We start from the raw sequence: 23,680 nt of genomic DNA, 5'->3' as shown, positions 1-23,680 counted from the left end.
GGGCAGGTCCTTCCGCGTTTCCGGCTGCCCGGTCAGCCGCGGTGGGGTGCCACGACCCGCTCGCCGCTCCGCCAGACCTCGTGGACGAGGGGGACGCCGGGGCGATAGGCGAGGTGGACGTGACTGGGGGCGTCCAGGACCACCAGGTCGGCGCGGGCGCCGGGGGTGATCCGGCCGACGTCGTCGCGGCGCAGGGCGGCCGCGCCACCGGCGGTGGCGGACCAGAGCGCCTCGTCGGGGGTCATGCCCATGTCTCGGACGGCGAGGGCGATGCAGAACGGCACGGACGAGGTGAACGAGGAGCCCGGGTTGCAGTCCGTGGAGAGCGCGACGGTGGCGCCCGCGTCCAGGAGGCGGCGGGCGTCGGGCCAGGCGGCCCGGGTGGAGAACTCGGCGCCGGGAAGCAGCGTGGCGACGGTCGCCGACTGGGCCAGGGCGTCGACGTCGGCGCCGCTGAGGTGGGTGCAGTGGTCGGCGGACGCGGCATCGAGCTCGACGGCGAGCTGGACGCCGGGGCCGTGCCCGAGCTGGTTGGCGTGGATCCGGGGGTGGAGGCCCCTGGCGCGGCCCGCGGTCAGGATCGCCCGGGCCTGGTCCCCGTCGAACGCGCCCTTCTCGCAGAAGACGTCGATCCAGCGCGCGTGGGGCGCGCAGGCGTCGAGCATCGGGCCGGTGACCAGGTCGACGTAACCGGCCGGGTCGTCCGCGTAGTCCGGGGAGACGATGTGGGCGCCGAGGAAGGTGACCTCGTCGGTGTGGCGGGCCGCGATGCGCAGGGCACGGGCCTCGTCCTCGACGGTGAGGCCGTACCCGGACTTGGTCTCGAACGTCGTGGTGCCCTGACGCAGCGCCTCGGCGAGGTAGCGGGCGACGTTGGCGGAGAGCTCCTCGTCGGTGGCGGCGCGGGTGGCGGCGACGGTGGTCCTGATCCCGCCCGCGCTGTAGGCGCGGCCGGACATCCGGGCGTTGAACTCCTGGGTGCGGTCGCCCGCGAAGACGAGGTGGGAGTGGGAGTCGACAAAGCCGGGGATCACGGCCCGGCCGCCCGCGTCGACGGCGTTGTCAGTGGCAGGTGCTTTGCTGGATTCACCGGTCCAGACGACCCGGTCGCCCTCGATGACGACGGTCGCGTCCTGGATCAGTCCGAGGGGGGAACTGTCGCCGAGGGAGGGGTCGTTGGTGACCAGTGCGGAGATGTGGGTGATGGCGGTCGTCGTCATCGGGGGACTGCTCTCCTTACGCGAGGGCGGTGGAGGGGTCACCGCCTGGGTGCTCAGTGGTGCAGGGCCGCGATGGCTTTCGCCAGCGCTCCGGGCACGTCGTCGACCGACGCGTGATGGCCGTCGCGGACGATGTGCCGGCCCGCGACCACGGTGTGGCGCACATCGGCCGCGGAGGCGGCGAATACGGCTGTCTCGGCTGCCAGCCGTGGCACCGGCCCCGCCGTTCTGACGGAGTCGAGGGCGACGGTCACGAGGTCGGCGGGGGCGCCCGGTTCGAGGATGCCCGCGTCCGGCCGGCCGAGTGCGGCGTGGCCGTCGGCGGAGGCGGCGCGCAGCAGGGCGGCGGCCGTCCAGTGGCCGCGGGTGCGGGTGCGCAGGCGCTCGTTGAGCTCCATCGCGCGGGCCTCTTCGAAGAGGTCGATCACGGCGTGGCTGTCGCTGCCCAGGGAGAGCGGGGATCCGGCGCGCTGGAGGGCGACCGCGGGGCCGATGCCGTCGGCCAGGTCGCGTTCGGTGGTCGGGCACATGCAGGTGCCGGTGGCCGTCGAGCCGATGAGTTCGATGTCCTCGCCGGTGAGGTGGGTGTTGTGGACGCCGGTGGTGCGCGGTCCGAGGACCCCGTGGTCGGCGAGGAGGCGGGTGGGGGTGCGGCCGTGGGCGGCGAGGCAGGCGTCGTTCTCCGCGGTCTGCTCGGAGAGGTGGACGTGGAGCGGGGCGTTCCTCTCCTCGGCCCACCGGGCGACGGTGGAGAGCTGATCGGCGGGGACGGCCCGCACGGAGTGGACGGCGGCGCCGATCAGGGTGTTCTCGTCGCTCTTGAGCAGCGAGGCGCGCTCCGCCCAGGCGTCGGCTGTGGTGTCGGAGAAGCGCAGTTGGTGCTGGTCGGGCTTCTGGTACTGGGAGGGCCTGCGGCCGAATCCGGCGGCGAGATAGGCGGTGTCCAGCAGGGTGATCCGGATGCCGGCCTCGCGGGCGGCCGCGATCAGGGCCTCCCCCATCGCGTTCGGGTCGTCGTACGGGGTGCCGCCCGGCGCGTGGTGCAGATAGTGGAATTCGCCGACCGCCGTGATGCCGGCCAGGGCCATTTCCGCGTACACGGCACGGGCCAGGTCGTAGTACGTGTCGGGGGTGAGCCGGGCCGCGACCTGGTACATGGTCTCGCGCCAGGTCCAGAAGGTGCCGGAGCCGACCTGGACGGTGGAGCGCAGGGCGCGGTGGAAGGCGTGCGAATGGGCGTTGGCGAGACCCGGCAGGGTGAGGCCGCGCAGCACGGTCGCACCGGGCGGCGGGGCGTCGACGCCGGTCCGCACCCCGGCGATCCGCCCGTCGGACACCTCCAGGACGACGTCCGGTTCGACATGGGTACCGAGCCAGGCATGGGACAGCCAGTACGTCACGGTGGGAAGTCGGTGTTCGGCGGGCTTGCCCGTCACTTCCGTCGTCAGCGGCACGCGAGACCTTCCAGTACGTCGGCGAGTGCGATCACCCCGGCCAAGCAGTCGTCCTCGGCGGCGTACTCGGCCGGCGAGTGCGAGATCCCGGTGGGGTTCCGTACGAACAGCATGGCGGTAGGGACCGAAGCGGACAAAATACCTGCGTCGTGTCCGGCTCCGGTGCCGAGCACGGGCACGTCGCGCCCGGTGTCGCGGACGGCGGATCCCTTGAGGATCGCGCCCAGCTCGTCGCGCAGGGCGTGCTGGAACTCCACGACGGGCGTGAAGGACTCCCGCACGACGTCGAGGTCGATCCCGGCCCGTGCGGCGTGCTCCCGGGCGGCCCGCTCGATGCCGGCGACGACGGTGTCCAGGGCGTCCTGGTCGGCGGCGCGGGAGTCGAGCCAGCCGCGCACGAGGGAGGGGATGGCGTTGACACCGTTCGGCTCGACGGCGATCTTGCCGAAGGTGGCGAGGGCGCCGGCGAGTTCCGCCTCCCGGCGGGCCGCCAGCACGGTCTCGGCGTAGGTGAGCATCGGGTCGCGGCGGTCGGCGAGCCGGGTGGTGCCCGCGTGGTTGGCCTCGCCCCGGAAGTCGAAGCGCCAGCGGCCGTGCGGCCAGATCGCGGAGGCGATGCCGACCGGGTCGCCGGTGAGGTCGAGGGCGCGGCCCTGCTCGACGTGGAGTTCGACGAACGCGCCGATACGGGCGAGCCGTTCGGGGTCCGGGCCGATGGCGTCGGGGTCGTACCCGGCCGCCTCCATGGCCTGCGGCAGCGTGATGCCGTCGCCGTCGCGCAGCCGGTGCGCGGCCTCGACGGTCAGCTGCCCGGCGGCGAGCCGGGAGCCGACGCACGCGAGACCGAAGCGGGCCCCTTCCTCGTCACCGAAGTTGGTGATGGCCAGCGGCCGGGTGAACTCCACTCCCCTGCGGCGGAGTTCATCGAGCGCGGCGAAGGAGGAGACGACCCCGAGCGGCCCGTCGAAGGCTCCGCCGTCCGGCACGGAGTCGAGGTGCGAGCCGGTGACGACGGCGTCCCCCGCGAGGGGGTCGCCGAGCCAGGCCCACTGGTTGCCGTTGCGGTCCACCTCGCAGTCGAGGCCGCGGGCCTCGGCCTGCATCCGGAACCAGAGGCGGCAGTCGGCGTCGGCCCCGGTCCAGGCGTAGCGCCGGTAGCCGCCGGACTCGGCGTTGCGGCCGATGTTCCGCAACGACGCCCACATCGCGTGGAAGGTGGGGCTCACGCGGCGGTCCCGTCCGTGCCGGACGGGTCGCCCTCGCGCATCGGGATCCTGACCCCGCGCTCCGCGGCGACCGACTCCGCGATGTCGTACCCGGCGTCCACGTGCCGGATGACGCCCATGCCCGGGTCGTTGGTCAGCACCCGGCGGATCTTCTCGCCCGCCAGCTTCGTACCGTCGGCGACCGTGACCTGGCCCGCGTGGATGGAGCGCCCCATGCCCACGCCGCCACCGTGGTGGATGGAGACCCAGGAGGCACCGGACGCGACGTTGACCATCGCGTTCAGCAGCGGCCAGTCGGCGATCGCGTCGGAGCCGTCGAGCATGGCCTCGGTCTCGCGGTACGGGGAGGCGACGGAGCCGCAGTCCAGGTGGTCGCGGCCGATGGCCAGCGGTGCGACCAGTTCGCCACTGGCGACCATGTCGTTGAAACGCTCGCCGGCCTTGTCCCGCTCACCCTGGCCGAGCCAGCAGATGCGGGCGGGCAGGCCCTGGAACTGGACGCGTTCGCCGGCCATCTTGATCCAGCGGTGCAGCGACTCGTTCTCCGGGAAGAGCTCCAGCATCGCCTGGTCGGTCCTGTGGATGTCGGAGGCCTCACCGGAGAGCGCCGCCCAGCGGAAGGGGCCCTTGCCCTCGCAGAACAGCGGCCGGATGTAGGCGGGCACGAAGCCGGGGAAGTCGAAGGCCCGCGCGTATCCGGCGAGCTGGGCCTCGCCGCGGATCGAGTTGCCGTAGTCGAAGACCTCCGCACCGGCGTCCATGAAGCCGACCATCGCCTCGACGTGCCGGGCCATCGACTCCCGCGCGCGCTGGGTGAAGTCGGCGGGCTTCTCGGTGGCGTAATCGGCCATGTCGTCGAAGTCGACGCCGAGCGGGAGGTAGGCCAGCGGGTCGTGTGCGCTGGTCTGGTCGGTGACGATGTCGACGGGGGCGCCCTCGGCGAGCATCCGGGGCAGCAGCTCCGCCGCGTTGCCGAGCAGGCCGATGGAGAGCGGCTTGCGCGCGTCCCTCGCCTCGGTGGCCAGCTGGAGCGCGTGCTCCAGGTTGTCCGCCTCCACGTCCAGGAAGCGGTGCTCGATGCGGCGCTCGATGGCGCGCGGGTCGCAGTCGATACAGATCGCGACGCCGTCGTTCATCGTCACGGCCAGCGGCTGGGCGCCGCCCATTCCGCCGAGCCCGGCGGTCAGCGTGATCGTCCCGGCCAGCGTGCCGCCGAACTTCTTCGCGGCGACGGCGGCGAACGTCTCGTAGGTGCCCTGCAGGATGCCCTGCGTGCCGATGTAGATCCACGATCCGGCGGTCATCTGGCCGTACATGGTGAGTCCGAGCGCCTCCAGGCGGCGGAACTCCTCCCAGTTCGCCCAGTCGCCGACCAGGTTGGAGTTGGCGATCAGGACCCGCGGGGCCCACTCGTGCGTCTGCATGACACCGACCGGCCGCCCGGACTGGACGAGCATCGTCTCGTCCTGCTTGAGCGTCTGCAGGGTGCGGACCATCGCGTCGAACGAGCGCCAGTCGCGGGCCGCCTTGCCCGTGCCGCCGTAGACGACGAGCTTGTCGGGGTGCTCGGCGACCTCGGGGTCGAGGTTGTTCTGCAGCATGCGCAGCGCGGCTTCCTGCTGCCACCCCAGGGTGCTCAGTCCGGTACCGCGCGGTGCCCGTACGGGGCGGGGTCCTGACATGGCAATGCCTCCTCGCGACTGTGAATTTTCTATTCACATCTTGGGTGGCTGAATAGCTCCAGTCAACAGGGCGTGGCGGACAAGGGCGCGCGCACCCGTCCGCGGACCGTGGCGGGGCATTTTCCCGAACCGCGGGCATGTACCTGTGGAAAATGCCAGAACCTCCACCTGGAGCGAGCACGTTGCGTAACCTCGGGGTCACAGCCGCACGCAGCGTCGGAGGGGAGTCCGCGTGCCCGGAATCGACGAATGCCTGCTCGACGTCATGAGACTGCCCGGCGCCCGTGGCGCCGCCGTGGTCGACTGGACGAGCGGTCTCGCCCTCGGCACCATCGGCGACTCGCCCAACGGCGATCACGAGGCCACCGCCGCGGAGACGGCGGAAGTGGCGCGGATGGCGGCCGAACAGCCCGCCTTCGCGGCCGGCTTACCCGAGGCGTCAACCGACGGGGACGGCACGGGAGTTACGGGGAGCCCGCCGCCCGTCGAGGACGTCATCGTCACCACCCGCGCCAGCTACCACATCCTGCGGTTCGTCGAGACGGACTTCGACAGCAGCGTCTTCCTCCACCTGTGGCTGGACCGCGCCGAGGGCAATCTGGCCCTCGCCCGGATACGGCTGGGCGAGATGGCCGAGCGGCTGGTCCTCGCATGAGAGCCGCCTCCCCGGCGCCGGCCGCCGCCCCCTCGCCCATGCTCCAGCGCCTCGCCGCCGAACGGGCCACCGGCGCCCTGATGCGCGACCGCGGCACCCTCTACCTGGCCGACGGCAAGGTGGTGCACGCCGAGAGCCCGGCCACCCCCGGCATCGACGTCCTGCTCACCCGGGGCGGCGCGCTGCACCGCGAGGGCTGGTGGGACGCCGTCGCCCAGGCCGGTGCCGGACAGCGGGTGGGCCGCTACCTCGTGGACAGCGGCCGGGTGTCGGGCGGCGCCCTGGAGCTGTGCCACCTGGGCGCCCTGTACGACGCGGCGTTCTTCGCCCTCGCCCCGACCCGGACCCCGGCCCGCTTCCGTTACGGGGTCGCCCACTGGATCGGCCCCGTGCGCCCCGTCCCCGTGGACGCCCTGCAGCGCGAGACGCTGCGGCGCCGGGAGCTGCTGGACCGGATCTGGCCGGACGCGGTGACCGACAGCGCCCCGCTCGTGGCCACCGGCCGCCCGGCCGACTCCCCCGTGCCGCCGCGCCAGCGCCGCGTGCTGGAGCGCGTGGACGGGGTGCGTACGGCGACGGACATCGCGCAGGAACTGGGCAGGTCGGCGTTCCACACCCTGGTCGACCTGCGCCGGCTGGCCGCCGCCGGACTGGTCGCCGCGGTACGGCAGCCGGCCGACCCGGCCGCCCGCATCGCGCTGCCCGAGGTCACGGCCGACCCCGACGTCGCCCTGTTGCGCCGGCTCCGAGACGCATTGGAGGCCCTGTGATACGCGCGCTCAGACAGCGTGCCGGGAGGAGACAACTGATGGTGCCCGAGGCCGAAGTGCAGGATGTCCTGGCCGAGCTCCAGCGGTTACGGGCCCGGGTTCCGCTCCTCTCCGGGGCCCTGGCGGCCAGTACCGACGGCCTCGTCCTGGCCCATGACACCCCGGGGGTGGAGGCGGAAGGCGTGGCAGCGCTGACCGCGGCCGCGCTCGGCGTCTCGATCCGGATGACGGACGCGACCGGCCGGGGCGGCTTCCGCGAACTCCTCGTACGCGGCGAGACGGGGTACATCGCGACGTACGCCGCCGGCTCCTCGGCCGTACTGACCCTGCTCGCCGAGGACCGGATCAACGTCGGCCGGCTCCATCTGGAGGGCCGCAGGTCCGGCTCCCGGATCGGCGAGCTCGTCGACACCGCCCTGGAGCGCGCTCCGCAGCCCGCTCCCGGCCTCCGGGCCCCGGTGCCCCGCACCCCGCAGCAGCCCGGCCCCCTGCCGCACCGCACGACATGACCGCGCCGGTGCCCCCGCACAGGCCCGGCACGACCCAGAAACGGAACCGGTCGCCCCGACCGGTCAGGGAAAGGAAACGAGCACTCATGGCGAACACCGAAGCGTCACTGAAGGAAGCGATGTCGTCCATCGAGGGCACCGTCGGTGTCGCCCTCGTCGACTACACCAGCGGCATGGCGCTGGGCACCCTCGGCGGCGGCAAGGACTTCAACCTGGAGGTCGCGGCCGCGGGCAACACCGATGTCGTACGCGCCAAGCTCCGCACCATGGAGCACCTCGGCATCAAGGACGAGATCGAGGACATCCTGATCACGCTGGGAACCCAGTACCACCTGATCCGGCTGCTCAAGACCCGTGGGAACAACGGCCTGTTCCTCTACCTGGTGCTGGACACCGGCCGCGCCAACCTGGCCATGGCCCGCCACCAGCTGAAGAAGATCGAGACCGACCTGGAGGTCTGACCCCCGGGTCAGCGGGAGCGCCGCGCCCCACCGGGCGGCGGGGTTCCTTGGTGCGGGGTTCCTTGGTGCGGGGTTCCTTGGTGCGGGGTTCCGTCCTCAATCGCCGGACAGGCTTGTGTGCGGGTCCCCCGCGGGGTGCGCGTCACGTCCGGTGGGTGGGGGTGGGGTCCCTCCGGGGAGACTCCTCAAAAATGGCGTGTGCACCCGACGACGAACCTGTACCCGGGTCGTACGCCATTTTCTGCGGGGACTCCCCTGCACGCCCCCACCCGGTCCCGGCCGCGTCTGCACGCCGGTGGGACGAATGGTGCAGACGCACGGCGGCCGGGTCCGGGGGCGTGCAGGGGAGTCCCCGCAGGTCGACGAACAGATACCCGGGTCCGCTACGTACCCGCCGAACGTTCGTCGTCCGAGGAGACGCCCCGGAGGGACCCCGGGCCCCCACCCACCGGGGAACCGCGCCTCCGCAACGCGGAGCACCCGCACCACCCAAGCCCGTCCGGCAATTGAGGACGGAACCCCGCCTCACCGCGAACCGCTCACTCGACGAACAGGCCCCGGGCCACCGCTCCCGCGTCGAACTCCTCCAGCCGGGCCTGCGCGTCGGGCAGGTCGTCGCACATGGCCTCCAGCAGCACCCGCCCCAGCAGCATCGGCGCACACGCGGTGTCGAAGGCGAGCCCCGTTCCGACGGCGGCGGGAATCAGCAGGTCGCTGTGCGCGGCCACCGGTGCGAAGGCGGAGTCCGCGACCGACACCACGGCAAGGCCCTGGTCCCGTGCGTGGGCGAGGGCGTCCACGACCTCGCGGGGGTGGCGCGGCAGCGCGAAACAGATCAGCGCGCTCGCACCGGCCCGCCGGGCCATGTCGATCCGGTCGTGCAGCATGCTGCCGCCCTCGTCGAGCACCCGGACGTCGGGGTGCACCTTGGCGGCGAAGTATCCGAAGCCCCGCGCCTGCGAGGAGGCGGCGCGCAGCCCGAGCACGAGCAGGGGCCGCGAGGCGGCGAGGAGCCGGCCGGCCCGCTCGACGGGGCCCGGGTCGGCGAGCAGTTCCGCAAGGTGGCGCAGATTCTCGATCTCGCCGAGCACCGCCTGCTGGTACTCGTTGTACGTGTCCTCCCCGTCGCCCTCGCCGGCTCCGACCGGGGCGACCTCGCGCAGGTGCTTGCGCAGCGCGGGGTAGCCGTCGAACCCGAGGGCGACGGCGAACCGGGTGACGGAGGGCTGGCTGACCCCGGCCAGTTCGGCCAGTTCGACGCTGGACAGGAACGGGGCGTCGCCGGCCCTGCGCACCATCGAGTGCGCGATGCGCCGCTGCGTGGGCGTGAGCCTGCGCCCCTCGAACAGCTGCTGCACACGCGCGGCCGGGCTGCTCCCGCTCATCCTGTCCCCTCGGTAGACCTGTCGCACCGGGATCCGGCACCGACGAATCCATTCAGCCAGCAAGCCGACTGCATGTCCATATGCAGCCAGTGCGTGGACGGGCCACCGGCCGGGCCGCCGGAGGAAAAACAGGGGGGTTAGCCCCACTGACCCGGCCGCCCCCGCTTCGTACCGTGGAAGCATGGACGCACCCGACACCGAGCTCAAGAAGGAGCTCAAGGCCACCCTGCAGGCCCGCAGCGAGCTGGGGGCCGAGTACGAGTCCGCGCTCGTCGAGTCGTTTCTGGAGAAGGTCGAGCAGCGGCTCGACGGCACGCTCGACCGCCGGGTCCGGCGCCATCTCGCGGAGCAGCAGATCAACGTCGCCCGGGGCGCGCGGACCCCGCAGCCGCCGCTGGGGAACTTCGGTGAGCGCTTCGGGTTCGGGATCATCTCGATGATCCTGGCGATCCCGCTGTCCGCCATCGGTGTCGCGAACGCGGGGATCGAGGGGCTCGTCGTGGCCTGGCTCGGCATCGTCGGCGTCAACGTCGTCCAGGCCGCCCACGGCGGGCGGCTGTTCAAGCGCCGTGAGGACGAGCGGCGGACGGCGTCCGACTGGGAGGAGTGAGCGGAGCGGTCGCGCTCAGGCCTGACGGGTCGGCAGCACGACCACCTGTCGCAGGTTGATGTGGCGTGCGCGGCTGGTCGTGTACGCGATCAGGTCGGCGATCTCGTCGCTGGAGAGCCCGCCGAGCGCGTCGAACATGCCGTCGAGCTGGCCGCTGAGTTCCGCGTTGTCGACGTGTCCGGCCAGTTCGGAGTCGGTGAGACCGGGCTCGATGTTCGTGACGCGGACGTCGCGCGGGCCGAGTTCGGTGCGCAGCGAGGCCGACAGGTACGTGAGGGCGGCCTTCGTGGCCCCGTACACGGCGTAGTTGGGGAACGTGACGTGTGCGCCGATCGACGAGATGTTGACCAGGTCGGCGGTGCGGCCCTCTGCGGCGGCCGCCACCAGGTCGGCGGTGAAGGCCCGGATGATGCGCAGGGCGCCCGCCACGTTGGTGTCGAGCATCCGCTGCCATTCGTCGGCACGGCCCGCGTCCACGGGGTTCGGCAGCATCACACCGGCCGCGTTGACCACCAGGTCCACCGGGCCGAACTCCGTGTGCACCCGCTCGGCCGCGGCGTCCACGGACGCCTGGTCGGTGACGTCGGTGACCACGACGAGGGCCCGGCCGCCGTCGGCGGTGATCTTCTCGGCGAGCTCCTCCAGGCGCTCCGCGCGGCGGGCCAGCAGCGCGACCCGGACTCCCTGGGCGGCGAGCAGCCGGGCGGTCGCGTTCCCCATGCCGCTGGCGGCTCCGGTGACGACGGCGGTGCGGCCTGCGAGCGTTGCGTACGACATGTCCGTGCTCCCTGATGTGTTGCCGCCGGGGCGCTTCCCCGGCCTGGGCCCCACTCTGTGACGGCGCGCGCCGGTTACCCAGGGATGCGTCTTTCCTGGGTCCGGCAGTACCAGGCTGGGAAACGGCCGGTCTTCTACGATCGGCGGCATGGACGGCGACCTCGGAGACTTCCTCCGCTCACGACGTGCCCGCATCCAGCCCGAGGACGTGGGGCTGAACTCCTATGGCCGCAGGCGCGTTCCCGGGCTCCGGCGCGAGGAGGTCGCGCAGCTCGCAGGGGTCAGCGTCGACTATTACATCCGGCTGGAACAGGGCCGCGGCCCCAGCGTCTCGGATGCCGTACTCGACGCGATAGCCCGGGTGCTGCGGCTGGACGGGACGGAACACGCCTACCTGCGTACGGTGGCCCGCCCCGTACCCCGTAGGGCGAAGCCGCCCGCCGCGCAGCGGGTACGGCCCGGGCTGCGGCTGCTCCTGGACACGTTCGACCGGGCGCCCGCCTTCCTCCTGGGCCGCCGGATGGACGTTCTGGCGTGGAACGCGCTGGGTGACGCGCTCGTCGGCTTCTCCCGGATGGCCGCCGCCGATCGCAACATGCCGCGGCAGACGTTCCTGGAACCGGCGGCGCGGGAGCTGTACCCGGACTGGCCGGCCGTGGCGGCGGAGACGGTCGCGTATCTGCGCCTGGACGCGGGACTTCACCCCGACGACAGGCAACTCGCCACGCTGGTCGGCGAACTGTCCGTGAAGAGCGAGGACTTCCGCCGGCTGTGGGCGGACCACCAGGTGAAGGCGAAGACGTACGGCGTGAAGCGGATCGACCACCCGGTCGTGGGCGGGCTGACGCTTCCGTACGAGACGCTCGGCGTGCCCGGCGACCCGGATCAGTCCCTGGTGGTCTACACCCCGGAGCCCGGTTCGGAGACGGCGGAGCGCATCGCCCTGCTGGCCAGTGCTGCGTCGGTCAAGGTTTGCCCGTAAAGGAGCGGCGTCGGGCGCGTGCTCTCGGCGTGCCGGCCGGAAGGCCTCGTACTGGATGTACCTGGGCTTTCGGCCGGTGCGGCGAGAGTGCGTGCATGGCGTCGCGACGGGGCGGACCTTGGCTGACGCAGCACTGGCTGGGCGGCCGCGCCGAGGGCGCAGGACGGGGAGGCGGCGCGCGATCTGCGCGCATAGATGTGTCGCGGGGACCGCCGCACCCCCGGTTTCCCAGGGGGCGGGACGACGGCGGTCCCCGCGAAGGACGCGGTCCCGGGTCAGGGCCGGTCGCGCATCCGGGCGACGGTGGAGGTCCGGGAGCCGCTCCGTAGTCCGTGTCGCCGTAGGGGTGTCGGCGGGTTTCCCTGCCGACACCCACTAATCTGCCCGAGCCGTGTTAAGCCGGTGCTGCGGCCACGTGTCGCGCTCGTACCGTTTTCGCGAAGTGCGCGTTCCGGCCGGGCCCCGGGCCCTGCCCTACGGCTGGGCGGGCGTGGCCGACGCGTCCTTGGCGAGGAACGCCAGCAGGTCCTGCCGGCTGACGACACCCTTCGGCTTGCCCTCCACCAGCACGATCGCCGCGTCGGCCGCACCCGTGCCGCCGAGCACCGCCATCAGGTCCTCGACCGGTTCGCCGGAGCCGACCTGCGGCAGCGGCGGCGACATGTGCTTCTCCAGCGGGTCGGTGAGCGAGGCCTGCTGGGCGAAGAGCGCGTTCAGCAGCTCCCGTTCGACGACGGAGCCGATGACCTCGGCGGCCATCACGTCCGGGTGGCCCGCGCCGGGCTTCACGATCGGCATCTGCGAGACGCCGTACTCGCGCAGCACGTCGATCGCCTCGCCGACGGTCTCCTCCGGGTGCATGTGGACGAGCGTCGGGATCGGGCCCGCCTTGTAGTCGAGGACGTCGGCGACGCGGGCGGACGGGCCGGTGTCCTCCAGGAAGCCGTAGTCGGCCATCCACTCGTCGTTGAAGATCTTGCTGAGGTAGCCGCGGCCGCTGTCCGGCAGCAGGACGACGACCACGTCGTCGGGCCCGAGCCGCTTCGCGACCTCCAGCGCGCCCACGACCGCCATGCCGCAGGAACCGCCGACCAGCAGCCCCTCCTCCTTGGCGAGGCGGCGGGTCATCTGGAAGGAGTCCTTGTCGGACACGGCGACGATCTCGTCGGTGACCGTCCGGTCGTAGGCCGACGGCCAGAAGTCCTCGCCGACGCCCTCCACCAGATACGGCCGCCCGGAACCGCCGGAGTAGACCGAGCCCTCCGGGTCCGCGCCGACGACCTTGACGGCGCCGCCGCTGGCTTCCTTCAGGTAGCGGCCGGTGCCGCTGATCGTGCCGCCGGTGCCGACCCCCGCCACGAAGTGGGTGATCTTCCCGTCCGTCTGCTCCCACAGCTCGGGACCGGTGGTCTCGTAGTGGGAGCGCGGGTTGTTCGGGTTGGAGTACTGGTCGGGCTTCCAGGCTCCCGGCGTCTCACGGACCAGCCGGTCCGAGACGTTGTAGTACGAGTCCGGGTGCTCCGGGTCGACCGCCGTCGGGCAGACGACGACCTCGGCACCGTAGGCGCGCAGCACGTTGATCTTGTCCGTGGACACCTTGTCCGGGCAGACGAAGATGCACTTGTAGCCCTTCTGCTGCGCGACGATCGCGAGGCCCACGCCCGTGTTGCCGCTCGTCGGTTCGACGATCGTTCCTCCGGGCTGCAGGTCGCCGCTCTGTTCGGCGGCCTCGATCATGCGCAGGGCGATCCGGTCCTTGACCGATCCGCCGGGGTTGAAGTACTCGACCTTGGCCAGGACCGTCGCCTGGATGCCGGCCGTCACACTGCGCAGCCTCACCAGCGGGGTATTGCCTACGAGGCTGATCATCGAATCGTGGAATTGCACCGTGTACTCCGGGGTCTCCGAGATGGTGCCGCAAGAGTATGCGTACGGGCACGAGATTGGGCGAAGCGATTGAACGACGGCCACTTGGGGGCAGTTAGCTCTGTGTACGGCGGTACGGCGTCATGGCGATGAGGAGGTGGACCGGACTGTGTCGAGGGCAAGGGTGGCACGGCGGATCGCGGCGGGCGCGGCCTATGGAGGTGGCAGCATCGGGCTGCTGGGCGCGGCGGCGGTCGGCGTCGTGCTGGCGGAGGTTCAGCTGGCGAAGCGGCTGGTGGGAGGCGGCACCGCGCCGGTCCCGCCGAGCGCGAACGGGCGGTACGGGGTGGCGTTCGCCGGCCCCGCGGAGCCGGTGCGGTTCGGGATGCTCGGGGACTCCACGGCGGCCGGGCAGGGGGTGCGCCGGGCCGGGCAGACTCCGGGGGCGCTGCTCGCGTCGGGGCTGGCGGCGGTGTCGGAGCGGCCGGTGGACCTGCGCAACGTCGCGCAGCCGGGCGCCCGGTCGGACGATCTGGAGCGGCAGGTCTCGCTGCTGCTCGCGGACCCGGCCCGGGTGCCGGACGTCTGCGTGATCATGATCGGTGCGAACGACGTGACGCACCGGATGCCCGCCACCCAGTCGGTGCGCTGTCTGACGACGGCGGTGCGCAGGCTGCGTACGGCGGGGGCCGAGGTCGTCGTGGGCACCTGTCCGGACCTGGGCACGATCGAGCCGGTCTACCAGCCGCTGCGGTGGCTGGCCCGGCGGGTGAGCCGGCAGCTGGCGGCGGCGCAGACGATCGGCTCGGTGGAGCAGGGCGGGCGCACGGTGTCGCTGGGCGACCTTCTGGGCCCGGAGTTCGAGGCGAACCCCCGGGAGCTGTTCGGCCCGGACAACTACCACCCGTCGGCAGAGGGCTACGCGACGGCCGCGATGGCGCTCCTGCCGACGCTGTGCGCGGTGCTCGGCCTGTGGCCGGAGACCGACCGTCTGGACGGGGCCCGGCGCGAGGACATGCTGCCGGTGGCCAAGGCGGCCTCCCAGGCGGCCAGGGAGGCCGGTACGGAGGTCACCGGGGCCCGGGCGCCGTGGGCACTCCTCAAGCACCGCAGGCGGCGGCGTCTGCCCGCGGCCACGGAGCCGCACCCGCACCCGGAGATGCACGGGGGGGCGGGCGGCTCGACGCGGGTGGAGCGGCGTCCGGGCACGGACACCTCGCCGCACAGCATCTGAGGGTGTCGCGCGGCCTCACGACAGCGAACTGAGCGGTCGCTTAGAAAAGAGGCCCGCATCACACGCCCCGTCGGGTGACCTCAGCAGTACGTCCGGGTAACTTCCAGAGCAGTCCTGCCAGACAGCCTTCCAGCCCTCATGGAGCCGCGTGATGCCCGAAGCCGTGATCGTCTCTGCTGCCCGCTCGCCCATCGGCCGGGCCTTCAAGGGTTCGCTGAAGGACCTGCGCGCGGACGACCTGACCGCCACGATCATCCAGACCGCCCTCGCCAAGGTTCCCGAGCTGGACCCGAGGGACATCGACGACCTGATGCTCGGCTGCGGCCTCCCCGGCGGCGAGCAGGGCAACAACCTGGGCCGCATCATCGCCGTGCAGATGGGGATGGACCACCTTCCCGGCTGTACGGTCACGCGCTACTGCTCGTCCTCCCTGCAGACCAGCCGCATGGCGCTGCACGCGATCAAGGCCGGCGAGGGCGACGTCTTCATCTCCGCCGGTGTGGAGATGGTGTCCCGCTTCGCGAAGGGCAACTCCGACAGCCTGCCGGACACCCGCAACCCGCTCTTCGCCGACGCCGAGGCCCGCACCGCGGCCCGCGCCGCGGAGTCCGGTGCGAGCTGGCACGACCCGCGCGAGGACGGCCTGGTCCCGGACGCGTACATCGCAATGGGGCAGACGGCGGAGAACCTGGCCCGGATCAAGGGCGTCACCCGTCAGGACATGGACGAGTTCGGCGTCCGCTCGCAGAACCTCGCCGAGGAAGCCCTGAAGAACGGCTTCTGGGAGCGCGAGATCACCCCGGTGACGACCCCGGACGGCACCGTGGTCTCCAAGGACGACGGTCCGCGTGCGGGCGTCTCCCTGGAGGGCGTTCAGGGCCTGAAGCCGGTCTTCCGCCCCGACGGTCTGGTCACCGCGGCCAACTGCTGCCCGCTCAACGACGGCGCCGCGGCGCTCGTGATCATGTCCGACACCAAGGCGCGCGAGCTGGGCCTGACCCCGCTGGCGCGGATCGTCTCCACCGGCGTCTCCGGCCTTTCCCCCGAGATCATGGGCTACGGACCGGTCGAGGCGAGCAAGCAGGCGCTGAAGCGGGCCGGGCTGACGGTCGACGACATCGACCTGGCCGAGATCAACGAGGCGTTCGCCGCCCAGGTGATCCCGTCCTACCGCGACCTGGGCCTGCCGCTGGACAAGGTCAACGTCAACGGCGGCGCCATCGCCGTCGGCCACCCCTTCGGCATGACCGGCGCCCGGATCACCGGCACGCTGATCAACAGCCTGCAGTTCCACGACAAGCAGTTCGGTCTGGAGACCATGTGCGTGGGCGGCGGCCAGGGCATGGCGATGGTCATCGAGCGGCTGAGCTGAGCCGAGTTGAGCGGTGCGGTGCGCGGGGGCGGGTCGTGCGAGCCGCCCCCGCAACCCGTGTTTTCCGGTGACTCTCCGGATCCGCCGGATCACCGCTCATCGGCGCCCGCCGGGCCCACGCCGCCTTCCGGGCCCTTCGGCCGGGCGAAGTGGCCGGTTCCGAGCCCCGACCGTGACCGAATCTCCCCCAGGATGTGACCTATCTCCTGGGGGAGAGTCATTCCCGCAGGTCACACCCACATCAGGGTTAAACCCTGGGCACAAAGACCTGTCCAATTCGTGACGTAATGCACTGACACAGGGTGCCGGTACAGGACAAGCTGATGTAGGAAGTCGGGGGATCGATTGAAACCGGGAGTATGTCAGTGAGCGCCATGCCTCTTGCCCTGTTGCTGACCACCGCCGCTGCCACGGCCGTGGGCGCTGCTGCTCTGCACGCCGCTCACGGGCTGCGTCAGCAGGTAGCCGCCCTCCGGAAGGAGCTTGCCGACGGCCGCGCCCACAGTGCTGCCGTACCCGCTCAGAGCCGTAACGACGCCACCCCTGCCGCGGAAATACGCGCGGCGGTCGCCGACGCGCTGGCCGAGGAGCGGGAGCGCGAGCTCGCCGAGGCCCGGGCCTTCTGGGCCACGCAGGAGGCGCGTGACGCCCAGGACGCCCCGTCCCTGCTGGGCGGTCTGGCCGGGCTGGGCGAGGACGCCCCGTTCTTCATGCCACGCCAGAGCGACTTCGCCGGGCTGGAGTCGATGGACCTGGACGCCACGGAGGCGTTCGAGGAACTGACGGAACTCGCCGAGCTGACGGAACTGGCCGACATGGCCGAGCTCCCGGAGACCGCCGAGTTCGCCGAGGACTCCCCCGAGCTGGCCGCGGCCCGCCGCCGTCACCCCTCACACCCGGACTTCGTGCCGGTGCAGACGCCCGTCGTCACCGACCACGAGCGCACGGTGAACCGCCTGGAGGAACTGGCCGACAGCCGGACGGAGCTCTCCGACGTGCGCCCCGGCCCGCTCGGCACGCTCGACGTGTACGTCTTCGCCGACGGCACCACGCTCTGCATGACGCCCGGCCACCGCGAGACGGCCGAGCAGCTGGCCGCGTCGCTCCGGGCCGGCGAGCACCCCGTGCTGCTGGGCGGTTCCGGCGTCTCCGGCGCTTACGCGCTGACGTTCTCGTGCGGCAGGGACAACGTCTACATACTGGCCGACCGCGTCATCGCGAGCTTCTAGCCCGCGGACCGGTCTCCGGCCCCACCCCCGGCACAGCGGCTCTCGTCGGCCGCTGCCCCAGGACAGTGCGCGCGATCACCCCAGCGTGCGCCCACACTCCGACGCACCTGAGCGAACAAACACCCGCGCGCATCACTTACGCGAACGCCCGCGCCGCCGCTTCCTCGACGAACTGCACGGCCTCGTCCAGCTCCACGGACGGGGCCATTTCCAGTGCCACGGCCAGATCCCGCCCCGCGACGGCGAGTTGGTCACCGATGGCGAAGATCCCGGCGTCCGGCATGGTCCTCGGCTCCCGGTCCGGCCTCTCGACGCGCTGGGCCCGCACCGCCAGCTCCCTTGCTGCGGCCAGCCCTTCGGCCGCCGCTCCCCGCTGCAGCCTGCTCTGCGGGGCGGCGCGCAGCCGGTCGGCGAATCGGTCCACAGCAGCGATCAGGGGCGTCGTATCAAGCACCCCGCGACCCTACGCGCCCCTCCCGGGGGGTTGCCAACGAGCCGATGCCCGGGCCCGTCGCGGGGGCCGTCAACGCGCACGACGAGAAACGGCCCGCAGGCTCCGTGAAGGAGCCTGCGGGCCGTTCCCGCGATCACATCAGCGTGCGGACTAGTCGTCGCCGCTGAGGATGGAGAGCAGGCGCAGCATCTCCAGGTAGATCCACACCAGGGTCATGGTGAGGCCGAAGGCCGCCAGCCAGGACTCCTCGCGCGGAGCGCCGTACGCGATGCCGTCCTCGACCTGCTTGAAGTCCAGGGCCAGGAAGCACGCGCCGAGGATGATGCCGACGACGCCGAAGAGGATGCCGAGACCTCCGCTGCGGAAGCCCAGGCCGTCCCCGCCACCGAAGGCGGCGAACAGCAGGTTGACCACCATCAGGAGCATGAAGCCCATGGCCGCGGCCATCACGAAGCCGTAGAACCGGCGGGTGACGCGGATCCAGCGCATCTTGTACGCGAGCAGCACACCGGCGAAGACACACATGGTGCCCAGCACCGCCTGCATGACGACACCCGGTGAGATGTACGTGCTCACCGCGCTGGAGATGACCCCCAGGAACACGCCTTCGAAGGCCGCGTACGAGATGATCAGCGCGGGGACGGGCTTGCGCTTGAAGGACTGGACGAGCGACAGCACGAAGGCGACGATCGCGGCGCCGATCGCAATGCCGTACGACTTGCCCAGGTTGGCCTCGTCGACCGGCAGCAGGGCCCAGGCGAGCGCGGCACCGAGCACGACCGTGCCCAGCGTCAGCGCCGTGCGGGTGACGACGTCGTCGATCGTCATCACACCGGAGCGCGCCGGCGCCTGCGGGGCGCCGTGCTGGGTGTCCTGCTGGGCATAGGGGTTGGTGGCGTACGGGTTCGGGGCGGTGCCCTGCGCGTACGGGTTGGCACCCGCTGCGGGGGCCCCGGCCTGCGGTGACGCGTTGAAGCCCGCGTAACCGTTGTCGCGGCTGAAGCCCCGTCGCGAGAAGACCGGGTTGCTGCTCCTCATCTCACTCCTCCATGGCCACCCAGCGTGGCCTTGGGACAAGAGTAATGGGTAGGCAAAACAAACCGCCTAGTGCCAGGGGAGGATCTTTCCGCGATCGAAACGCGGCCCGGCCGCAGATGCGGGAGGGCAGGCAGCCCGGCACGGCCCGGAGCCCATGAGTCCGCCCGCCCCAGCCGCACCCCCGCCCACATCGCTCTCAACTCCCCGACCCCGCCTCCCGCGATGCCCGCTCCACCCGGGCCCGGTGGTCAGCCCACCACGCGGCGTCACCGGGCGCCATGTTGCCGTCGCTCTCCCGTTGCCCCGTGGCCCCGTCGATCAGTTCGCGGACGACGTCGGCGTGTCCGGCGTGGCGCTGGGTCTCGGCGACCATGTGGACGAGGGCCCGGTGGAGCGTGAGCTCCCTGCCCTCTCCCCCGGGGAGGCGGCCCGTCGCTTCGAGCTCCAGTGCGTCGATCGTCGCGTCGGAGTGGGCCCACACCCGGCGGTAGCGCGTGACGATCTCGGCGCGGGTCTCGTCGGCCGTCGCCCACAGGTCCGCGTTCGGCTCGGCGTCACCGGCGATCCAGAGCTCCGGCGCGTCGGCCGGACGTCCGAAGACGTCGCCGAAGTAGAATCCCTCGGCTCCGGTAACATGCTTGACCAGGCCCAGCAGATTGGTGCCGGTGGAGGTCATGGGCCGCCTGATGTCGTACTCCGACAGTCCTTCCAGCTTCCACAGGAACGCGTCGCGGGCATCCTGCAGATACAGGTGCAGGTCCTTCTTGTAGCCGGTCTCCTGGTCTGCCTCGTGGCCTGTCCTGGTCATGACGCCACTCTGCCGGGCGGCCGGGCCGTACCCAAGCGCTTTTCTCCCCTGCCCTCGGGCACGCGGGGAGAAGCACTCGTCACGAGCGCTTGACCTGGAGCGCGCTCCAGATCCGAGGATGGCCGACATGGATACCAAAGACCCCCGGATCGCCCTCGGAACCATGGACTTCGGCACCCGCGTCGCCCAGGACCGCGCCTTCTCGATCCTCGATGCCTTCGTCGCCGGCGGCGGTGTCTGGCTCGACACCGCGAACTGCTACTCCTTCTGGAACGACCCCGCCGGTGTCGGCGGCGCCAGTGAACGCGTCATCGGCGCGTGGCTGAAGGCCCGCCCGGGCGCGCGCGACACCGTACGGATCGCGACGAAGGTCCGCCACAACTCACTCGTCCCGCACGCGCCGGAGAGCGCCGAGGGGCTCTCGGCGCGCGCCGTTCACGCCGGTGTGGAGGAGAGCCTGGGGCGTCTCGGAGTCGACCACGTCGACCTGCTCTGGGCCCACGCCGAGGACCGCACCGTGCCGCTGGAGGAGACGGTCGGAGCCTTCGGTGAACTGGTCGCGAAGGGAGTGGCGCTGCGGGTCGGGGCCGCGAACCATGCCGCCTGGCGCGTCGAGCGCGCCCGGTCACTGGCCCGGGAGCAGGGCGTGGAACCGTGGACGTGCCTGCAGTTGCGCCACTCGCTCGTCCAGCCGCGCCCGCTCACTCCCGTCGCGGAGGGCGGCCACCGGCTGCTCACCACCGAGGATCTCGACCTCGCGCGGTCGGAGGGGCTCGCTGTGTGGTCGTACAGCTCCCTGATGTGGGGTTCCTACGTACGCGCGGACAAGCCGCTTCCGTCGACCTACGATCACCCCGGAACCACTCGGGTGCTGGCGGTTCTCGACGACGTCGCCGACGCACTCGGGGCCACGAAGAACCAGGTCGTGCTGGCATGGCTCATACGACAGGGGATCGACCCCATCGTCGGTACGAGCCGGGTGGAGCAGATCGACGAGGCCCTTGCCGCGCACCGGGTGCGGCTCGGGGCCGAGCACCTCGCGCGCCTCGCCGAAGCACGGTAGCGGCGGTGACAGAAGGAGCCCCCATGACGACTCTCGCCCCGGCGGCCGCCGCCGACCGCACCGGCGTCTCCATCGACACCCTCCGCTACTACGAGCGCGAAGGGCTCATCGGCCCGATCCGGCGCTCAGTAGGCGGACGCAGGGAGTACACCGAGGACGACGTCTTCTGGATCGGTCTCGTCACGTGCTTCCGCGAGGCCGGTCTCGGCATCGCGGAGCTGCGAAAGTTCGTCGCCCTCCTGCGCGCCGAACACCCTCCGCAGGAGCGAGTCGCCTTCCTGCGCGAGCGCCGTACCGCTCTGGAGCAGCGGGTGACAGCGCTGCACCGGGCCATGGGAGTCCTTGACGACAAGATCGCCTACTACAGCTGAGCCCGGCCGGCAGCCGCTAGGGCGTGTTTCGAAAGTAGCGCCGTCCGCCCGGAGGGCGGGCCGGGCGGCGTCTGGTGCGTGCGATCGCAAGGCGCCGGGAAGTCCTCGTAGCGGAGCTACCAGGACTTTTCGGCAACGCCGCGAGCAATGGGGTCTCCCCTGCTCGAGCGAAGCCGAGAGCTCGGGGAAGTGCCAGACGCCGCCCGGCAGGCGGGACTTTCGAAACACGCCCTAGTGCTGCGACCCGGCCGCCGACGCCTCGGCCAGACGCTCGAACGTCTCGTTGAGCACCGCTCTGCGTTCGTCCTTGTATTCCGGCTTCGGCTCCAGACCGTCGATCGTCGCCTCCCACACCGCCAGGAACGTCTTCTGCCAGGACCGGATCACCTCGGGCGACGGGAGGGTGACTCCCACCCAGCCCTGCCGGTCCAGGACGAGCAGCAGTTCCAGGTTGCAGGGGACCGTCACGCCCCAGTACTCGTCCGGTTCGAGTTCCACCCGGTCACCGGCCATCGCCTCCGTCACCTCGGCCACCAGCCGGCCTGCCAGGTCCCCGAGGTGGTCCGCCGCCGTGTCGCTGTCGAAGTTTCCCGCTCCCCATGTGCCCACTGTTCCGCCTCCGCGCTGTGCTGTCCGCCGTCGCTTCCGTACGCATCACAGCAGAGGGCACTGACAATCGGAGGACAGCCGGTGGGCCGGACGTCAGCCGAACAGGTTCTCCGGGAAGTCCGTGAGGAACATCAGCAGCACCAGCGCCATGAGCAGCAGCGAGACGGCTCCCTCGGCCAGCGCGGCGCGCGGGCTGCCCGCCAGGGTGGCCGTCCGGTGCGGGTCTGCGGGGTCGTAGCGGACCGTGACCCGCGCCCCTTCGTGGAATCGCTTGTTGCCGGTGTTCCGGAACTCGACCCATTCCCCGTTCTGCGCGGTGAACGCGAACACGTGCCAGGACCGCCGGTCGCCCGACGAGCCCGTCGCCGTGTCCCGCTCGTCCACCCGGATGCAGCGCGCCGGGGCGGACACGCCGGAGCGTGCGCCGCGCAGCTGCTGAAAGGTCCGGCCCAGGGATCTGAGCGCCACCAGCGCGACCACACCGATGAGTACGAGCGACGTGTCCATCCCTAGCCTTCGCAGGAAATCCCAACCTTCTGGCCGGGCGGGAATGCGATCTTGTCGTTGCTCTGACGCGATGGTCGGAGCGGACGATTCTGCGGCTCGATAGTACTGCTTGGCGGTGCTGTTTCCGCAGGACCCTGCGAAGCAGGACGGGGACCAGAACCAGCCGTGCATGGACGCCCGGTCGATGCGGCCGGGGAACTGCTGGCGCAGGTACCGAGAGAGGTTGGCAGCGTCCCTTCAGGGGTGGTGCACACCCGTAGGCGGGTGTGGTCGTCCTCGCCGTTGCACTCGCGCAGCCCTGCATCGAAGAACTGGCTGATGTGGTCAATCCTGCGAGTGAAGCGGCTTTGATTCTTGTCGTGTTGATGTTCGCCGACGGTACGTTGATTCGCAGAGCCGGGTGAAGGGGGTGGGCTGGTTGATGCGTGTGTACAAGTTTCTGTTGCGGCCCACGGTGGGTCAGGCGATCGCGCTCGGTGAGATGCTGCGTGATCGCTGCTCGCTCTACAACGGTGCGTTGCAGGAGCGCCGTGACGCCTACCGGCACCCCTCGCCGAAACCCGACCCCGAAACTGCGGGCGCGTTTCTCCCCAACGGGGCAGCAGCCAAGGCGGGGCTCAACTATTCGATCGCTGATGCCGGATGGGGGGGGGTGTTCCTGACAATCCTGAACGCGAAGGCTGAGAGTGCCGGGCGGGAAGTGATGGCCGTGGACCCCCGCAACACCTCCCGGAAGTGTCCCGCATGCGGGCACACCGCGAAGGAGAACCGGCCCACGCAGGAGAAGTTCCACTGCGTCGACTGCGGCCACCAGGCTCACGCCGACGAGGTCGGGGCACTCAACGTCCTACGGGCCGGGCTGGTCCGTCGCCACGCCAACACGGCATAGCGAGAAGCCCTGCCCCTCAGGGCGGGGAGGAGTCACGGAGTCCTTCTAACCGTTGCGCAGCCTGTCGACGAGGAAGCCCACCGCACACCCAACCACCAGGACCACCAGCTGCACCAGGAACGTGATGACGGTGAGATCACTTCCCTGGGACAGGAAGATCACCAGCTGGAGTACGACGGCGGGGGTGAACGCCGCGATGAAGTGCCGTACCTGTGACTCCCGTGACGCGCCCTGGTGCACGGCCGCCGCGGCCCACACGCCCAGCGCGACGCAGGCCGCGGACGGCAGGTGCAGCAGCAGGACGGTGCGGACCGGTGAGGCCATGGTGGAGACGTCGTCGCCCGTGATGACGTCCCAGACGAGCACGGCGAGGACCAGTTGCGTCACCAGTGTCACCACGATGCCGGCGGCCCAGGGCAGCATGAGGTTCATCAGCCGCGGCCGGTCGTGGGCGGGTGCGGCGGCGTAGCCGCGGTGTGCGTCGTATCTGGACATTCGGCTGCCTCTTC

24 protein-coding genes and 1 pseudogene are annotated in these 23,680 nt (G+C 71.4%); 12 read left to right on the top strand and 13 right to left on the bottom strand.

Annotation, left to right across the window (positions count from 1 at the left end):
- Positions 1 to 32: 32 nt before the first annotated feature.
- Genes hutI through hutU form a run of 4 tightly spaced genes read right to left on the bottom strand, consistent with a single transcriptional unit; the run spans position 33 to position 5,582 of the window.
- Positions 33 to 1,220: an imidazolonepropionase gene (gene hutI, locus ACIBJG_RS32310; RefSeq protein ID WP_399312956.1), complete on the bottom strand. Its 1,188-nt coding sequence runs from the start codon at positions 1,218 to 1,220 to the stop codon at positions 33 to 35.
- Positions 1,221 to 1,273: 53 nt separating this feature from the next.
- On the bottom strand, positions 1,274 to 2,674 hold the full coding sequence (locus tag ACIBJG_RS32305) for a formimidoylglutamate deiminase (protein ID WP_399312954.1): 1,401 nt from the start codon (positions 2,672 to 2,674) through the stop codon (positions 1,274 to 1,276).
- The gene (locus tag ACIBJG_RS32300; protein WP_399313034.1) at positions 2,665 to 3,879 is read right to left on the bottom strand and encodes an allantoate amidohydrolase; all 1,215 of its coding nucleotides are present in this window, start codon (positions 3,877 to 3,879) and stop codon (positions 2,665 to 2,667) included. The genes ACIBJG_RS32305 and ACIBJG_RS32300 overlap by 10 nt, the downstream gene beginning before the upstream one ends.
- 17 nt (positions 3,880 to 3,896) lie before the next feature.
- On the bottom strand, positions 3,897 to 5,582 hold the full coding sequence (hutU, locus tag ACIBJG_RS32295; protein ID WP_399312952.1) for a urocanate hydratase: 1,686 nt from the start codon (positions 5,580 to 5,582) through the stop codon (positions 3,897 to 3,899).
- A 232-nt stretch (positions 5,583 to 5,814) separates the two neighbouring features.
- On the opposite strand from hutU, the gene ACIBJG_RS32290 reads away from it, so the two are divergent.
- The 4 genes from ACIBJG_RS32290 (at position 5,815) to ACIBJG_RS32275 (ending at position 7,977) form a co-directional block, all read left to right on the top strand.
- The gene (locus tag ACIBJG_RS32290; protein ID WP_399312950.1) at positions 5,815 to 6,237 is read left to right on the top strand and encodes a hypothetical protein; all 423 of its coding nucleotides are present in this window, start codon (positions 5,815 to 5,817) and stop codon (positions 6,235 to 6,237) included.
- Complete coding sequence (locus ACIBJG_RS32285) at positions 6,234 to 7,007, top strand: transcriptional regulator (protein ID WP_399312948.1); 774 nt, start codon at positions 6,234 to 6,236, stop codon at positions 7,005 to 7,007. Before ACIBJG_RS32290 ends, ACIBJG_RS32285 begins: the two co-directional genes overlap by 4 nt.
- Positions 7,008 to 7,045: 38 nt before the next feature.
- Positions 7,046 to 7,516: a roadblock/LC7 domain-containing protein gene (locus tag ACIBJG_RS32280; protein ID WP_399312946.1), complete on the top strand. Its 471-nt coding sequence runs from the start codon at positions 7,046 to 7,048 to the stop codon at positions 7,514 to 7,516.
- Positions 7,517 to 7,602: 86 nt separating this feature from the next.
- Complete coding sequence (locus tag ACIBJG_RS32275; RefSeq protein ID WP_399312944.1) at positions 7,603 to 7,977, top strand: hypothetical protein; 375 nt, start codon at positions 7,603 to 7,605, stop codon at positions 7,975 to 7,977.
- 539 nt (positions 7,978 to 8,516) lie between these two features.
- On the opposite strand, the gene ACIBJG_RS32270 is transcribed toward ACIBJG_RS32275, so the two are convergent.
- Positions 8,517 to 9,362 (bottom strand): MurR/RpiR family transcriptional regulator, encoded by an 846-nt coding sequence (locus ACIBJG_RS32270; RefSeq protein ID WP_399312942.1) that lies wholly within the window; start codon positions 9,360 to 9,362, stop codon positions 8,517 to 8,519.
- A gap of 181 nt (positions 9,363 to 9,543) precedes the next feature.
- Between ACIBJG_RS32270 and ACIBJG_RS32265 the strand changes: the two genes are divergently transcribed.
- Positions 9,544 to 9,972 (top strand): hypothetical protein, encoded by a 429-nt coding sequence (locus ACIBJG_RS32265; RefSeq protein WP_399312940.1) that lies wholly within the window; start codon positions 9,544 to 9,546, stop codon positions 9,970 to 9,972.
- A 15-nt stretch (positions 9,973 to 9,987) separates the two neighbouring features.
- On the opposite strand, the gene ACIBJG_RS32260 is transcribed toward ACIBJG_RS32265, so the two are convergent.
- The gene (locus ACIBJG_RS32260; RefSeq protein ID WP_399312938.1) at positions 9,988 to 10,749 is read right to left on the bottom strand and encodes an SDR family oxidoreductase; all 762 of its coding nucleotides are present in this window, start codon (positions 10,747 to 10,749) and stop codon (positions 9,988 to 9,990) included.
- Between the two features lie 148 nt (positions 10,750 to 10,897).
- On the opposite strand from ACIBJG_RS32260, the gene ACIBJG_RS32255 reads away from it, so the two are divergent.
- Positions 10,898 to 11,731 carry a helix-turn-helix transcriptional regulator gene (locus tag ACIBJG_RS32255; protein ID WP_399312936.1) on the top strand — a complete coding sequence of 278 codons (834 nt, stop codon included), beginning with the start codon at positions 10,898 to 10,900 and terminating at the stop codon, positions 11,729 to 11,731.
- A 474-nt stretch (positions 11,732 to 12,205) separates the two neighbouring features.
- Here ACIBJG_RS32255 and ACIBJG_RS32250 read toward each other — a convergent pair whose 3' ends face one another.
- Positions 12,206 to 13,618 (bottom strand): cystathionine beta-synthase, encoded by a 1,413-nt coding sequence (locus ACIBJG_RS32250; protein ID WP_399312934.1) that lies wholly within the window; start codon positions 13,616 to 13,618, stop codon positions 12,206 to 12,208.
- 163 nt (positions 13,619 to 13,781) lie between these two features.
- Here ACIBJG_RS32250 and ACIBJG_RS32245 point away from each other — a divergent pair, with 163 nt between their 5' ends.
- The 3 genes from ACIBJG_RS32245 (at position 13,782) to ACIBJG_RS32235 (ending at position 17,432) form a co-directional block, all read left to right on the top strand.
- Entirely contained in the window at positions 13,782 to 14,831 is a 1,050-nt protein-coding gene (locus tag ACIBJG_RS32245) for an SGNH/GDSL hydrolase family protein (RefSeq protein ID WP_399313033.1), read from the top strand.
- 151 nt (positions 14,832 to 14,982) lie between these two features.
- Positions 14,983 to 16,203: an acetyl-CoA C-acetyltransferase gene (locus ACIBJG_RS32240; protein ID WP_266779662.1), complete on the top strand. Its 1,221-nt coding sequence runs from the start codon at positions 14,983 to 14,985 to the stop codon at positions 16,201 to 16,203.
- A 359-nt stretch (positions 16,204 to 16,562) separates the two neighbouring features.
- A complete protein-coding gene (locus tag ACIBJG_RS32235; RefSeq protein WP_399312931.1) occupies positions 16,563 to 17,432 on the top strand; it encodes a hypothetical protein in 870 nt (289 codons plus the stop codon).
- A gap of 136 nt (positions 17,433 to 17,568) precedes the next feature.
- Here ACIBJG_RS32235 and ACIBJG_RS32230 read toward each other — a convergent pair whose 3' ends face one another.
- From ACIBJG_RS32230 to ACIBJG_RS32220, 3 genes are all read right to left on the bottom strand, one after another.
- On the bottom strand, positions 17,569 to 17,886 hold the full coding sequence (locus ACIBJG_RS32230) for a hypothetical protein (RefSeq protein WP_399312929.1): 318 nt from the start codon (positions 17,884 to 17,886) through the stop codon (positions 17,569 to 17,571).
- Between the two features lie 150 nt (positions 17,887 to 18,036).
- On the bottom strand, positions 18,037 to 18,924 hold the full coding sequence (locus ACIBJG_RS32225) for a Bax inhibitor-1/YccA family protein (RefSeq protein ID WP_399312927.1): 888 nt from the start codon (positions 18,922 to 18,924) through the stop codon (positions 18,037 to 18,039).
- A gap of 196 nt (positions 18,925 to 19,120) precedes the next feature.
- Entirely contained in the window at positions 19,121 to 19,732 is a 612-nt protein-coding gene (locus ACIBJG_RS32220; RefSeq protein ID WP_399312925.1) for a DinB family protein, read from the bottom strand.
- A gap of 127 nt (positions 19,733 to 19,859) precedes the next feature.
- Between ACIBJG_RS32220 and ACIBJG_RS32215 the strand changes: the two genes are divergently transcribed.
- On the top strand, positions 19,860 to 20,795 hold the full coding sequence (locus ACIBJG_RS32215) for an aldo/keto reductase (protein ID WP_399312923.1): 936 nt from the start codon (positions 19,860 to 19,862) through the stop codon (positions 20,793 to 20,795).
- A gap of 23 nt (positions 20,796 to 20,818) precedes the next feature.
- Complete coding sequence (locus ACIBJG_RS32210; RefSeq protein ID WP_399312921.1) at positions 20,819 to 21,166, top strand: MerR family transcriptional regulator; 348 nt, start codon at positions 20,819 to 20,821, stop codon at positions 21,164 to 21,166.
- Positions 21,167 to 21,397: 231 nt separating this feature from the next.
- Here ACIBJG_RS32210 and ACIBJG_RS32205 read toward each other — a convergent pair whose 3' ends face one another.
- Positions 21,398 to 21,775: a DUF4259 domain-containing protein gene (locus ACIBJG_RS32205; protein ID WP_399312919.1), complete on the bottom strand. Its 378-nt coding sequence runs from the start codon at positions 21,773 to 21,775 to the stop codon at positions 21,398 to 21,400.
- A gap of 93 nt (positions 21,776 to 21,868) precedes the next feature.
- Entirely contained in the window at positions 21,869 to 22,282 is a 414-nt protein-coding gene (locus ACIBJG_RS32200) for a DUF3592 domain-containing protein (RefSeq protein WP_399312917.1), read from the bottom strand.
- A gap of 541 nt (positions 22,283 to 22,823) precedes the next feature.
- Here ACIBJG_RS32200 and ACIBJG_RS32195 point away from each other — a divergent pair.
- Positions 22,824 to 23,171 (top strand): annotated as a pseudogene (locus ACIBJG_RS32195) (zinc ribbon domain-containing protein); the annotation flags it as partial.
- A gap of 45 nt (positions 23,172 to 23,216) precedes the next feature.
- Here the strand turns inward: ACIBJG_RS32195 and ACIBJG_RS32190 are convergent.
- Positions 23,217 to 23,666 (bottom strand): hypothetical protein, encoded by a 450-nt coding sequence (locus ACIBJG_RS32190; RefSeq protein WP_328894378.1) that lies wholly within the window; start codon positions 23,664 to 23,666, stop codon positions 23,217 to 23,219.
- Positions 23,667 to 23,680 lie beyond the last annotated feature (14 nt).

This window comes from Streptomyces sp. NPDC050422 (assembly GCF_044458665.1).
GTDB lineage: Bacteria > Actinomycetota > Actinomycetes > Streptomycetales > Streptomycetaceae > Streptomyces.
The sequence above is the reverse complement of the archived record's forward strand: the minus strand, read 5'-3'. Positions and strand labels throughout refer to the sequence as shown.

What these genes read in the sequence shown, in the direction of transcription:
- hutI (WP_399312956.1), bottom strand. Translation starts at nt 1,220, where the DNA reads ATGACGACGACCGCCATCACCCACATCTCCGCACTGGTCACCAACGAC.
- ACIBJG_RS32300 (WP_399313034.1), bottom strand. Translation starts at nt 3,879, where the DNA reads ATGTGGGCGTCGTTGCGGAACATCGGCCGCAACGCCGAGTCCGGCGGC.
- hutU (WP_399312952.1), bottom strand. Translation starts at nt 5,582, where the DNA reads ATGTCAGGACCCCGCCCCGTACGGGCACCGCGCGGTACCGGACTGAGC.
- ACIBJG_RS32285 (WP_399312948.1), top strand. Translation starts at nt 6,234, where the DNA reads ATGAGAGCCGCCTCCCCGGCGCCGGCCGCCGCCCCCTCGCCCATGCTC.
- ACIBJG_RS32280 (WP_399312946.1), top strand. Translation starts at nt 7,046, where the DNA reads ATGGTGCCCGAGGCCGAAGTGCAGGATGTCCTGGCCGAGCTCCAGCGG.
- ACIBJG_RS32275 (WP_399312944.1), top strand. Translation starts at nt 7,603, where the DNA reads ATGGCGAACACCGAAGCGTCACTGAAGGAAGCGATGTCGTCCATCGAG.
- ACIBJG_RS32270 (WP_399312942.1), bottom strand. Translation starts at nt 9,362, where the DNA reads ATGAGCGGGAGCAGCCCGGCCGCGCGTGTGCAGCAGCTGTTCGAGGGG.
- ACIBJG_RS32265 (WP_399312940.1), top strand. Translation starts at nt 9,544, where the DNA reads ATGGACGCACCCGACACCGAGCTCAAGAAGGAGCTCAAGGCCACCCTG.
- ACIBJG_RS32260 (WP_399312938.1), bottom strand. Translation starts at nt 10,749, where the DNA reads ATGTCGTACGCAACGCTCGCAGGCCGCACCGCCGTCGTCACCGGAGCC.
- ACIBJG_RS32255 (WP_399312936.1), top strand. Translation starts at nt 10,898, where the DNA reads ATGGACGGCGACCTCGGAGACTTCCTCCGCTCACGACGTGCCCGCATC.
- ACIBJG_RS32240 (WP_266779662.1), top strand. Translation starts at nt 14,983, where the DNA reads ATGCCCGAAGCCGTGATCGTCTCTGCTGCCCGCTCGCCCATCGGCCGG.
- ACIBJG_RS32235 (WP_399312931.1), top strand. Translation starts at nt 16,563, where the DNA reads ATGTCAGTGAGCGCCATGCCTCTTGCCCTGTTGCTGACCACCGCCGCT.
- ACIBJG_RS32225 (WP_399312927.1), bottom strand. Translation starts at nt 18,924, where the DNA reads ATGAGGAGCAGCAACCCGGTCTTCTCGCGACGGGGCTTCAGCCGCGAC.
- ACIBJG_RS32220 (WP_399312925.1), bottom strand. Translation starts at nt 19,732, where the DNA reads ATGACCAGGACAGGCCACGAGGCAGACCAGGAGACCGGCTACAAGAAG.
- ACIBJG_RS32215 (WP_399312923.1), top strand. Translation starts at nt 19,860, where the DNA reads ATGGATACCAAAGACCCCCGGATCGCCCTCGGAACCATGGACTTCGGC.
- ACIBJG_RS32210 (WP_399312921.1), top strand. Translation starts at nt 20,819, where the DNA reads ATGACGACTCTCGCCCCGGCGGCCGCCGCCGACCGCACCGGCGTCTCC.
- ACIBJG_RS32200 (WP_399312917.1), bottom strand. Translation starts at nt 22,282, where the DNA reads ATGGACACGTCGCTCGTACTCATCGGTGTGGTCGCGCTGGTGGCGCTC.
- ACIBJG_RS32190 (WP_328894378.1), bottom strand. Translation starts at nt 23,666, where the DNA reads ATGTCCAGATACGACGCACACCGCGGCTACGCCGCCGCACCCGCCCAC.